The following is an 11,837-nucleotide window of genomic DNA, read 5'->3' as shown; positions in this document are numbered from 1 at the left end:
TTTCGAGGTACGAAGTCAGAGCAATGACCTCTCATATCTATAACAATATGAGTTGAAGCAATGTGAATCTCTTAAGTTCCTTTTCCCCCGAAACTGTAGATTGCAAACTTTGCAGGCAGGTCTTCTGACTCGCTTCCTCTCCGGAAGTCCTTCCCATCCTATACGGACAGTGGACAAGTGTAGAATTTATCCGAAAAGTTTAATGAAGCTCACAGCAGTGGGTCTGTTCAGGAGTTTCACCTGATTCCCTTTTCACCTCGTTTGATAAGATATATCACGAAGCACCCGAAAGCCGGATTCTTAAATCCGAGTGCAAAGATAGACATTATAAATCATGCAAGGAAGAATATTCTAAAAAAAAAGAAAATGAATTTAATGTTTTATTCTCTCTTATAAGTTTGCTTGGTTCAGTACTCAAGGCTTTATGAATAGGCCCCGTATATTCATTATATCTGAGTCTTATTTACTCCGTGTCTTCTCCGTATCTATACGCTTGGACTTGATACGGAGTTGGTACGGCTTTGACACGGAGTTGGTATGAAGCAGACTTGCAAGAATCCCTTCCTGACAGATTTCACAAATCTATTCCTCAAAAAAAGAGGAAGAAACGTTTGCCTGTTCCAAATAAAAGAAGTACTTTTGTGCCCGATTATTCCGCACCGGGTTCGACAAAGTGCTTTCTAAGTGATTAGAGACCACCCGACGGAGCTAACTTATACATTATATATAAGAAATGTACGCAATTGTAGAAATCAACGGTCAGCAATTTAAAGCAGAAGCTGGCAAAAAGCTGTTTGTACACCACATCCAGAATGCAGAAAACGGTACAACAGTAGAATTTGACAAAGTTCTTTTGGTAGACAAAGAAGGTGCTATCACCGTAGGTGCTCCCACCGTAGAAGGTGCAAAAGTAGTTTGCCAAATTGTATCAAGCCTGGTAAAAGGTGACAAAGTTCTCATTTTCCACAAGAAAAGAAGAAAAGGTCATCGCAAGTTGAACGGTCACCGTCAACAATTCACAGAGTTAACAATCACAGAAGTAGTAGCTTAATCAATTTAAAACAGTAAGAAGAAATGGCACATAAAAAAGGTGTCGGTAGTTCTAAGAACGGCCGCGAATCACAGAGCAAGAGATTAGGCGTTAAGATATTTGGTGGCGAAGTTTGCAAAGCTGGTAACATCATCGTTCGTCAAAGAGGTACTGAATTCCACCCGGGTAACAACATCGGTATGGGTAAAGACCACACTCTTTTCGCTTTAGTAGACGGAACTGTACAGTTCAAAGTAACCAAGGAAGACAGACGTTATGTATCTGTAATCCCCGCTGAAAGCGCAGAAGCGTAAGTTTCAGAATAAAAAATAAAGAAAAGGGATGTAATCCAATGGATTGCATCCCTTTCTTTTTATAGCAAAAACAACACCTTATTTGTTTTTTACTTATCTTTGTGCTCTCAAATCAAGATTTTAATCAAAACAAAGTATCAAGATATGCTTACCATCAAACAAATTACAGAAAACACCGACGCGGTGATCCGCGGACTGGAAAAGAAGCATTTCAAAAATGCTAAAGAGACAATAGACCAAGTAATTGCCTTTAACGACAAAAGACGTAGCACACAGTCTGTATTAGATAATAACCTCTCTGAAGTGAACTCTATTTCCAAATCTATCGGACAACTGATAAAGGAAGGGAAAAAAGAGGAAGCTGAAACTGCCAAAAGTCGTGTAGCCGAGCTAAAAGAAACTAACAAGACTCTGCAAGCCGAAATGGACCAGGCTGCTGAAGATATGCAGAATCTGCTCTACACCATTCCTAATATACCTTATGATGAAGTACCCGAAGGTGTGGGCGCCGAGGATAATGTAGTAGAGAAAATGGGTGGCATGGAAACCGAACTTCCCAAAGATGCACTACCTCATTGGGAACTGACGAAGAAATATGATTTGATTGACTTCGACTTAGGCGTAAAGATCACAGGAGCCGGATTCCCGGTTTACAAAGGAAAAGGTGCACAGTTGCAACGCGCACTGATCAACTTCTTCCTGGACGAAGCCCGCAAGGCTGGCTATCTGGAAATCATGCCTCCGACAGTGGTAAATGCAGCTTCCGGTTACGGAACAGGCCAGTTGCCCGATAAGGAAGGACAGATGTACCATTGCGAAGTAGACGATTTATATCTCATTCCAACAGCTGAAGTACCTGTAACAAATATCTATCGCGACGTGATTCTGGAAGAGAAACAACTTCCTATCAAAAACTGCGCTTACACGCAGTGTTTCCGTCGCGAAGCCGGATCTTACGGTAAAGATGTGCGCGGTTTGAATCGTCTGCACGAATTTTCCAAAGTAGAATTGGTACGCATTGACAAGCCGGAACATTCCAAACAGTCTCACAAAGAGATGCTGGATCATGTAGAAGGATTGCTGCAGAAACTGGAATTACCCTATCGTATCCTTCGCCTGTGTGGCGGTGATATGAGCTTTACCGCTGCTCTCTGCTTCGACTTCGAAGTTTATTCAGAGGCACAGAAACGTTGGCTGGAAGTAAGTTCCGTTTCTAACTTCGATACTTATCAGGCTAATCGCTTGAAATGCCGTTACCGCAGTGGAGAAAAGAAAACAGAGCTTTGCCATACATTGAACGGATCTGCATTGGCATTACCACGCATCGTTGCCGCTTTACTGGAAAATAATCAGACACCGGAAGGCATCCGTATTCCAAAGGCACTGGTGCCGTATACGGGTTTTGAAATGATTGACTAAAAATAACTGCGTTATTCTGGCGGGTAAATCATAATTCGCTCTTACACAGGTAACCTCAGACGTTTATACCATTACGTCGATATGGCCTGGTAGGGGCGAATTATCGTTCGCCCACATCAGTTACACAGCTTTTTAGAAGAAACTTTCTTTGTTTTTACCAAATAACCCGTATCTTTGTAATCCGTAACAATCTGAAAGTAATTACGTAATTATACCAACAAAATTTATAGATAATGAACAAAATCATTAGCAAAGAACATTTTTCTGAAAAGGTTTTTAAATTAGAGATTGAGGCACCTTTAATAGCCCGTTCACGTAAGGCAGGACACTTCGTCATTGTACGTGTAGGCGAAAAAGGTGAACGTATGCCATTGACAATTGCAGCGGCTGACGCCGTACGCGGTACTATCACTTTGGTAGTACAGGAAGTAGGCCTCTCCTCTACCCGCCTTTGCGAACTGAATGAGGGCGATTATATCACTGATGTGGTAGGTCCGTTGGGACAAGCTACTCATATTGAAAACTTCGGAACAGTGGTTTGTGCAGGTGGTGGTGTAGGCGTAGCTCCCATGCTCCCTATTGTACAGGCTTTGAAAGCTGCCGGTAACCGCGTTATTGCCGTACTTGCCGGACGTAGTAAAGAGCTGATTATCCTTGAAAAAGAAATGCGTGAAAGTGCAGACGAGGTCATCATTATGACCGACGACGGCTCTTATGGACGCAAAGGATTGGTAACCGAAGGCGTTGAAGAAGTCATTAAACGGGAGAAAGTGGACAAATGTTTTGCCATCGGCCCCGCCATCATGATGAAATTTGTTTGCTTGCTGACTAAAAAATATGAAATACCGACCGATGTCTCGCTGAATACAATCATGGTGGATGGTACAGGTATGTGCGGTGCTTGCCGCATCACCATCGGCGGAAAGACCAAATTCGTTTGTGTAGACGGACCGGAATTTGATGGTCATCAGGTAGACTTCGACGAGATGTTGAAGCGTATGGGTGCCTTCAAGAGCATCGAACGTGAGGAGATGCACAAACTTGAAGAAGGTGAATCCTGTAAAGTTATGCCGGAACCTGCACAGGAAGTAGACGAGAAAAGTCGTAATGCCGCATGGCGTCTGGAGCTTCGCAAGGCAATGAAACCCAAAGAACGCACCGCTATTCCGCGTGTTGAAATGAACGAACTCGATCCAGAATACCGTTCGCATAGTCGCAAAGAGGAAGTAAACCAGGGGCTGACAGAGGAACAAGCCCTGACGGAAGCCAAGCGTTGCCTCGATTGCGCAAATCCTGGTTGCATGGAAGGTTGTCCCGTAGGTATTGATATTCCTCGTTTCATCAAAAACATTGAACGCGGAGAAATACTCGAAGCTGCCAAGACACTGAAAGAAACCAGTGCTCTGCCTGCTGTTTGCGGTCGTGTTTGCCCGCAGGAGAAACAGTGCGAGTCAAAATGTATCCACCTGAAAATGAAAGAAAAGCCGGTAGCTATCGGCTATCTGGAACGATTTGCCGCTGACTATGAACGTGAAAGCGGGCAAATCTCCGTACCGGAAATCAAAGAAAAGAATGGTATTAAGATTGCCGTCATTGGCTCCGGACCTGCCGGACTTTCTTTTGCCGGAGATATGGCTAAATATGGTTACGATGTTACTGTCTTTGAAGCTCTTCACGAGATAGGCGGTGTACTGAAGTATGGTATCCCCGAATTCCGCCTGCCGAACAAAGTGGTGGATGTGGAGATTGACAATCTTGCCAAGATGGGGGTTAACTTTATTAAAGACTGTATCATAGGTAAGACTATCAGTGTGGAACAGTTGGAAGAAGAAGGTTTCAAAGGTGTATTCGTGGCATCCGGTGCCGGATTGCCTAACTTTATGAATATTCCGGGAGAAAATTCCATCAATATTCTGTCATCCAATGAATACCTGACGCGTGTCAACCTGATGGATGCAGCAAGCGAAGACTCTGATACTCCGGTGCCTTTCGGTAAAAACGTAGCCGTTATCGGTGGCGGAAACACAGCTATGGACTCAGTACGTACTGCACGTCGTTTGGGGGCCGAACGTGCTATGATTATTTATCGTCGCTCCGAAGAGGAAATGCCTGCGCGTATCGAAGAGGTAAAACATGCCAAAGAAGAAGGTGTGGAGTTCCTCACGCTGCATAATCCGATAGAATACATTGCCGACGAACAAGGAAAGGTGAAACAAGTTATTCTGCAAAAAATGGAGCTTGGCGAACCCGATGCATCCGGACGCCGTAGTCCTGTCCCCATCCCGGGAGCAACGGAAACGATTGACATAGACTTGGCCATCGTCAGCGTAGGTGTATCTCCCAACCCGATTGTACCTTCATCTATCAAAGGCTTGGAACTGGGACGTAAGGGAACGATTGCCGTGAATGACAGTATGCAATCGTCCATCCCGATGATTTACGCCGGAGGAGATATCGTTCGTGGCGGTGCCACCGTTATCCTTGCCATGGGCGACGGACGAAAAGCTGCCGCTGCTATGAACGAACAGTTGAAAAGATAGAACAGAAGATAATCTTATGAATAAAATTCTTAAAAAACAGGCAGTTCAGCTAATGAGCTGTCTGTTCTTTATTTTTCTTTGCGGGAATTGCCTGGCGCAAAAAGCATACCCCGAGATCAGAGTATCCTACATCAGTGAGTTACAAAAAGGGATACAAGATTCACACTGGATACTGGATTCTGACTTGGTATCAAGCTCGGGAATGATACCTTTCGGCAACGGCAATTACACCGATTCACTCATCAATCATCTTGATACCATCCAACCCGCTGATTGGCGGACGCCAAAAGGCAACTACCCTGTTTTTCTGGCAATATGGGGTAATGACACTTTAAGTTATGCCCGGCTTCCCGACACACGATTCTACTACAGAAACGATAATAAACAAAAAAAGAAAATCCGTGTTCTGGAAGTGGAAAGCCAACTTCCTCCCTATACTCGCTTTGCCGCCGATGTCGAGGGGCTGTCCGAAAAGGAAATTTCTGCACTTACCGACTCCATGAAACGGATGAAGAGCCCTCAAGATACTTTAATGAACTGTCCGCAAGCATGCTTTTTCTATGCCCTGGATGCATTCTTCCGCACCCATGGCATTTGCCCGGATCCTGTCATTACCCGCAACACGAATTTCAGCAAAAAAGAAGAGTTGGCCGCTTTCTTCGAACACTTTCTTAAACATACAGCCGATTATCCCTGCCATTATAAGAAAGTGAAAGACGTGAGCTTTCCGGACAACAGCGTAATCGTTATCGTCAACGGGTACAATGAAATCATCCATGCCGTCTTTTATCATGACGGGCTGTTTCATACTAAAAACGGTCTCTTGTCTCCCTTTGTCTACTCAACGATACGCCCTATACTGAAAGGATATGGAAGTAAAGATAATCCGGGTAAAGACTTAAGCAAAACAGGGAAACTAATGCTGGGACAAACCCTGAAAGTATATACACTGAACGACTCCCTCTACCACCTGCATCAATAAAACAAGCTATGTTATGCTCGAAGACAAGCAATGTTATCACCCAAAGCATTGCTTGTCTTCAAGCAAAACAAGCAATATCATTTCAAATCGGAAGCCCCTTGAGTAACGGTTTCTCATACACTCCAGAATAAAACGGAAGCCCCGCTTGCAACTTGAATGTGCAAGCGGGGCTTCCGTTTTTGTTTTTTATAAAAATTTATTTCACCACTTTATTCGTTGCCGGATCAGGAAAAATCACCGACGGCTTGAACGACTTGGCTTCTTCAAAGTCCATCAAGGCATACGACATAATAATGATGATATCATCCGGCTGCACCTTGCGGGCTGCCGCACCATTCAGGCATATTTTGCCCGAACCACGTTCACCTTTAATAATATAGGTTTCAAAACGTTCACCATTATTGTTGTCGGCAATGTACACTTTTTCACCGGCAATCATATTGGCCGCATCCAGCAAGTCCTCGTCAATCGTAATGCTTCCCATATAATTGAGGTTAGCTTCTGTGACACGAGCGCAATGGATTTTCGACTTCAGCACTTCAATCATCATAAGGTCTGATCTCTCTTTTTAGGTTTATTACTCTTTATACTTAATGTTGTCAATCAGGCGAACCTCACCACAGAATACTGTAATACAACCTACAGCATACGCCGTATCTTCCCAATTGGCTATTTTCTGCAACGTGTTGCCATCTACCAGTTCGAAGTATTCCAGACGCAAACCGGGAGCGGCTGCAATGGCATCTTCCACAAACTTCTGAGTCTCAGCAACTGTATGAGAAGCCGCAAAGGTACGACTTTCAAATAATGTTTGCGATATTTTTAAAGCATTTTTACGTTCTTCGGCAGATAAACGCGCATTACGACTACTCAGGGCCAGCCCATCCTCTTCACGCATAATGGGACATCCCACAATTTCCAACGAATAATTCATCTGGCGCACCATCTCACGAATGATAGCCAACTGCTGGAAATCTTTCTCTCCGAAGTAAGCACGGTCCGGCTTCACTGCATCAAACAGCTTGCTCACAATCTGACAAACACCATTGAAGTGTCCCGGACGAAACGCACCTTCCATCACTGTATCCAACGGCGCATAGCTAAACTGGCGCATATCTGGTTCGGGATACATCTCCGCAACCGAAGGAGCGAATACAAACGCAGCACCGCAAGCTTCCAACAAAACACAATCGGCATCCAGCGTACGGGGATATTTCTCTAAATCGTTCTTGTCGTTAAACTGTGTCGGGTTTACAAAAACACTCACTACCGCAGCATCATTCTCTGCAACACAACGTTTCACCAATGACGCATGACCGGCATGTAGGGCACCCATTGTAGGCACCAATCCTACCTTTTTACCTTGGGCCCGTAAAGCCGAAAGTTCGGCCTGCAAGTCCTTGATAGTATGTACTATTTCCATTTTTATAGGTTATATAATAACTTAGTTGTTCGCAAAAGCGGTGCAAAATAAACTATTATTTAGCATATAAAGAAGAAATATCGCAAATTAATGCAAAAGTTCTGCTTGAGCAGCACTCCTCTTTGAGACAAAGCATCACTGATTAACAAGCAGTTAACAATTCATAAGGAATTATAGAGTCGCCTTATTTGCTCAAGTGCCCGATTTTTTTTATATCTTTGCAGAATAATTGAGAACATTGTTATTATGACAAAGGCGAATAAGGTTTTATTTATTACCCAAGAGATTACTCCTTACGTACCAGAATCCGAAATGTCCCTTGTAGGCAGAAACCTACCTCAAGCAATCCAGGAAAAAGGCAGAGAAATTAGAACATTCATGCCTAAATGGGGGAATATCAACGAGCGCAGAAACCAATTGCACGAAGTGATACGCCTCTCCGGTATGAATCTGATTATTGATGATACCGACCACCCCCTTATTATTAAAGTTGCTTCCATTCAATCTGCCCGCATGCAGGTATATTTCATCGACAACGATGATTATTTCCAGAATCGATTGCAGACTGCTGATGAGAATGGCGTGGAATATGGAGACAATGACAGCCGTGCTATATTTTATGCACGCGGGGTATTAGAGACGGTAAAGAAATTACGCTGGTGTCCGGATATCATCCATTGTCATGGCTGGATGACTGCCTTAGCTCCTTTGTATATCAAGAAAGCATATAAGGACGAGCCTTCATTCCGTGACGCTAAAGTAGTATTCTCCGTTTTTGAGGATGATTTCAAAGAATCATTCAATGCTGATTTTGTAAACAGATTGGTATTGAAAGGCGTTACTAAAAAAGATGTGGCTCATCTGAAAACTCCCGTAGACTATGCTACGCTGTGTAAACTGGCCATCGATTATTCGGATGGTGTAATTCAGCAAAGTGAAAATGTCAACGAAGAGGTAATGGAATATGCCCGTCAAGCAGGAAAACCGATTTTAGAATATCAAACTCCCGAAACATTTGCCGATGCTTGTAATGAGTTCTACGACAAAGTGTGGGAAACAGAACAAAAATAAACAAGATAACAAAGAAAACTATGAAAGTTAAGTACTTAGGAGCATTGCTTTTAGCGGCAACCCTTACTTTCTTTGGTTGCGATGACAATACAGGAACGTTAGGAATAGGAATGTTACCCGGATCTGACGGTATTAGCGCACATACGACAACATTCAATGTGACTACACGTTCTGTGGTTGCTGATTCTGTATTTGCAAAAACCAGTACTGGATATGTAGGTCGTTTTACAGATCCTCAATTCGGATATTACGAAGCCAGCTTCCTTACTGAATTGAACTGTATAGATGATTTCAGTTTTCCTGAAAAGTATGATTTTGATAAAAAAACGGGTATTTTGACTGATGATACAGTAGCAGACGTACGTTTAGTTATTTTCTACTCTACATGGTTCGGTGACTCTCTGAATGCCTGCCGTATGAGTGCATATGAATTGGACAAAAAATTAGAGCGTAACCGTTATACCAATATCAAGCCGACAGATTATTATGACTGGCTGAATCCTACAAAGTCATTATTGGGTCGCAGAGCCTATACAGCTTATGATACAAGCGTAACGGATGAAGAAAGGAACGAAACCGATAGTAATGGTAACAAAACATACTATCCAAGTGTTATTTTTACACTCGACAAGGACAAATTTGGAAATGATTGGCTTGACCTTTGCCAGAGTCATCCCGAGTATTTCAAGAACTCCGATGCTTTCATTGAAAATGTATTCAAAGGTGTATACATAAAAAGCGATTATGGAGACGGAACAGTACTCTACGTAGACCGCGTAGACTTACAAATGAAATATCAGTACTATGTATTGAATGATACTACCAGAGTACCTTATAAACGTAAACAGGAAGGTTTCGAAGGACAGGACTCTACTGCTTACAGATGGCAAACAGAATTTGCTTCTACAAAAGAAGTTATTCAAGCGAATCAATTCCTCAATTCTGATAAAATTGCAGAGCTTGCCAAGATAGAAGATTGGACATACATCAAATCTCCTGCCGGAATTTTCACAGAAGCGATTTTACCATATGATGAAATCTATGAAAAGTTATCTAACGATACACTCAATGCCGTAAAACTGACTTTCACTAATTATAATGAAAAAAGTGATTATGAATTCAGTATGAGTGCTCCAAATGAGGTTTTATTGTTACGTAAAGTAGATTTCAAGAGTTTCTTTGAAGAGAACAAGTTACCGGACAATATCACTTCCTTTACAGTGGCACATAATAATGTAACAACTAACCAATATACATTTAATAATATTGCCCGTTTGGTTACAACCTGTATCAAAGGAAAGGATGCTGCAAAGAAAAAAGCAAAAGAAGAAGCTGGCAGTACCTGGACTGACAAGAAGGATAAACAATGGGAAGAAGACTGGAAAACAGTATACCTGATCCCTGTTACAATCAGTTACGATACAAGTAACAACACTAAAACAATGACTGGTATCCAGAATGATTTGAGACCAGGATACGCCAAACTGAAAGGTGGTCCGGCTAAAGAAGGTGACAAAGTTAAGAATCCACTAAAGTTGGAGGTAACTTACACCACATTTAATAAGTAAGCTTTTCCTAAAAAGTATATCAACAAAAAAGCCTTCCGTTCATTTGAACGGAAGGCTTTTTTGTTGATATACTCTAAAAGAAGTGACTACTTAGCAACTTCTTTCTTAGTCACTTTCTTTGTCGCTGGTTTCTTTGCTGCCGGGGCTTTAGTTTTAGCTGTTGTTGCTTTGACAGCCTTTACCGGAGCAGCTTTCCCTTTTTCCAACTTAGTCTGTAATTGTTCTAATTCTTTATGCAATTCATCAATTTCATCACCTTGATTCTTAATAGTCGTCAACAAGGCATTCAGTTCCTCATTGTCTATATCCATTGGATAAAGCGACTCTACCCGTTTGATGAAATCACCCAAAACATTCATATAGTTGGTGAAAGCATCATACGGAGATTCATAAATACCCCTATTCAAACCTACACCACTATTTTTCGTAGTCATAAAGCGGAAGTTATTACTTGCCTGCAAATAATCCCAATCCTGCTTGATACGACGGTCATCAGACAAATGGATACGTTCAGCAATGCTATATAGCTTATTGAAAGCTTCGCGTTGCATACTGTTACCCAACCAGCAACTGGTGTCTCTTTCCTCATCAACCCAAGACATAGGATATGGCACATCCAGTTGGGATACCGATTTCAATTTACTGATAATCTCTGTTGGCGTAGAGAATGTAATACCTTTATCTTTTGCACAAGCAGGCAACGCCTTCAGGAATTCCAAGATATTGGATGAAAGTGGCTGGGACATTCCCAAAGCACTCAGTTCCATAAAGATATTGATAACCTGTTCTTCCTGTGGCAAAGCATCAATCCAGCCAATATATTTATCTGCAAACAACGGATACTCACTCCATTCCGAGTTAGAAAAACGCAAACTTATATCATCTGAAAGTTTAAAATCACGCAGCAACAATTTCAAGTTGGGGTTATGAGTGCAATGATATACATAGTGCGGGCTCTTCCAACCCAAAATATGTTTGGCACCTTCAGTCAACATACCTTTAAAACCCATACTTGCTACCAGTCCTCCTATTTCATCAGAGTAAATCAAGCTGGAGTTACGGAATACCTTCGGTGACTTACCGAACATTTGTTTCATCTTAGCACACTGACGCTTCACTTCTTCTTTAAAACAATCCTCATTTGCCAAAGAAGAAAGCCCATGAGAATAAGGCTCGGCGAGGAACTCACAACATCCCGTGTCATTCAACTGATGTAGCAGATCAATGACAGCCGGTGCATGGATTTCCAACTGTTCCAAAGCCACACCGGAAATCGATAAAGCTACCTTAAATGCACCTCCGGAATTCTTTGCCATGTCAATGAGCGCACTCAATGCAGGAATATAGGAACGTTCGGCAACTTCGTTGATACTATATTCGTTGGCATAATCATCATAGTAATAATGATTCGTACCTATATCAAAGAAACGATAGCGTTTCAGGTGAATGATTTGATGAATCTCAAAATAAAGACAGATGGTTCTCATATC

10 protein-coding genes and 1 riboswitch are annotated in these 11,837 nt (G+C 42.3%); of the genes, 7 read left to right on the top strand and 3 right to left on the bottom strand.

Annotated features, from left to right (window positions below; genetic code table 11):
• Positions 1-96: 96 nt before the first annotated feature.
• Positions 97-304: riboswitch (cobalamin riboswitch) on the bottom strand.
• A gap of 429 nt (positions 305-733) precedes the next feature.
• The 5 genes from rplU to DW182_RS18045 all read left to right on the top strand — a co-directional run bounded on the left by rplU (position 734) and on the right by DW182_RS18045 (position 6,285).
• Positions 734-1,051: a 50S ribosomal protein L21 gene (gene rplU, locus DW182_RS18065; protein ID WP_007666485.1), complete on the top strand. Its 318-nt coding sequence runs from the start codon at positions 734-736 to the stop codon at positions 1,049-1,051.
• A gap of 23 nt (positions 1,052-1,074) precedes the next feature.
• Positions 1,075-1,344, top strand: a complete 270-nt coding sequence (gene rpmA, locus DW182_RS18060; RefSeq protein WP_007666487.1) for a 50S ribosomal protein L27 — start codon at positions 1,075-1,077, stop codon at positions 1,342-1,344.
• A 144-nt stretch (positions 1,345-1,488) separates the two neighbouring features.
• The gene (gene serS / locus DW182_RS18055; protein ID WP_118296425.1) at positions 1,489-2,763 is read left to right on the top strand and encodes a serine--tRNA ligase; all 1,275 of its coding nucleotides are present in this window, start codon (positions 1,489-1,491) and stop codon (positions 2,761-2,763) included.
• Between the two features lie 233 nt (positions 2,764-2,996).
• Complete coding sequence (locus DW182_RS18050; RefSeq protein WP_007666491.1) at positions 2,997-5,303, top strand: bifunctional dihydroorotate dehydrogenase B NAD binding subunit/NADPH-dependent glutamate synthase; 2,307 nt, start codon at positions 2,997-2,999, stop codon at positions 5,301-5,303.
• Between the two features lie 16 nt (positions 5,304-5,319).
• Positions 5,320-6,285 carry a hypothetical protein gene (locus tag DW182_RS18045; protein ID WP_118296403.1) on the top strand — a complete coding sequence of 322 codons (966 nt, stop codon included), beginning with the start codon at positions 5,320-5,322 and terminating at the stop codon, positions 6,283-6,285.
• A gap of 196 nt (positions 6,286-6,481) precedes the next feature.
• On the opposite strand, the gene panD is transcribed toward DW182_RS18045, so the two are convergent.
• Entirely contained in the window at positions 6,482-6,835 is a 354-nt protein-coding gene (gene panD / locus DW182_RS18040; RefSeq protein ID WP_007212709.1) for an aspartate 1-decarboxylase, read from the bottom strand.
• 27 nt (positions 6,836-6,862) lie between these two features.
• Positions 6,863-7,708: a pantoate--beta-alanine ligase gene (gene panC, locus DW182_RS18035; protein ID WP_118296402.1), complete on the bottom strand. Its 846-nt coding sequence runs from the start codon at positions 7,706-7,708 to the stop codon at positions 6,863-6,865.
• A gap of 246 nt (positions 7,709-7,954) precedes the next feature.
• Here panC and DW182_RS18030 point away from each other — a divergent pair, with 246 nt between their 5' ends.
• Complete coding sequence (locus DW182_RS18030) at positions 7,955-8,779, top strand: glycogen/starch synthase (RefSeq protein WP_117691686.1); 825 nt, start codon at positions 7,955-7,957, stop codon at positions 8,777-8,779.
• Positions 8,780-8,799: 20 nt separating this feature from the next.
• Positions 8,800-10,347 carry a DUF4270 domain-containing protein gene (locus tag DW182_RS18025; RefSeq protein ID WP_118296401.1) on the top strand — a complete coding sequence of 516 codons (1,548 nt, stop codon included), beginning with the start codon at positions 8,800-8,802 and terminating at the stop codon, positions 10,345-10,347.
• An 86-nt stretch (positions 10,348-10,433) separates the two neighbouring features.
• Here DW182_RS18025 and DW182_RS18020 read toward each other — a convergent pair whose 3' ends face one another.
• A complete protein-coding gene (locus DW182_RS18020) occupies positions 10,434-11,834 on the bottom strand; it encodes a glycoside hydrolase family 57 protein (protein ID WP_118296400.1) in 1,401 nt (466 codons plus the stop codon).
• Between the last annotated feature and the right edge of the window lie 3 nt (positions 11,835-11,837).

The sequence above is a fragment of the Bacteroides sp. AM16-24 genome (assembly GCF_003471885.1).
Taxonomy (GTDB): domain Bacteria; phylum Bacteroidota; class Bacteroidia; order Bacteroidales; family Bacteroidaceae; genus Bacteroides.
Note: the sequence above shows the minus strand (reverse complement) of the source record. Positions and strands in the feature narration are given on the sequence as shown.

Coding starts and splice junctions, on each gene's coding strand:
- rplU (WP_007666485.1), top strand. CDS start 734: ATGTACGCAATTGTAGAAATCAACGGTCAGCAATTTAAAGCAGAAGCT.
- rpmA (WP_007666487.1), top strand. CDS start 1,075: ATGGCACATAAAAAAGGTGTCGGTAGTTCTAAGAACGGCCGCGAATCA.
- serS (WP_118296425.1), top strand. CDS start 1,489: ATGCTTACCATCAAACAAATTACAGAAAACACCGACGCGGTGATCCGC.
- DW182_RS18050 (WP_007666491.1), top strand. CDS start 2,997: ATGAACAAAATCATTAGCAAAGAACATTTTTCTGAAAAGGTTTTTAAA.
- DW182_RS18045 (WP_118296403.1), top strand. CDS start 5,320: ATGAATAAAATTCTTAAAAAACAGGCAGTTCAGCTAATGAGCTGTCTG.
- panD (WP_007212709.1), bottom strand. CDS start 6,835: ATGATGATTGAAGTGCTGAAGTCGAAAATCCATTGCGCTCGTGTCACA.
- panC (WP_118296402.1), bottom strand. CDS start 7,708: ATGGAAATAGTACATACTATCAAGGACTTGCAGGCCGAACTTTCGGCT.
- DW182_RS18030 (WP_117691686.1), top strand. CDS start 7,955: ATGACAAAGGCGAATAAGGTTTTATTTATTACCCAAGAGATTACTCCT.
- DW182_RS18025 (WP_118296401.1), top strand. CDS start 8,800: ATGAAAGTTAAGTACTTAGGAGCATTGCTTTTAGCGGCAACCCTTACT.
- DW182_RS18020 (WP_118296400.1), bottom strand. CDS start 11,834: ATGAGAACCATCTGTCTTTATTTTGAGATTCATCAAATCATTCACCTG.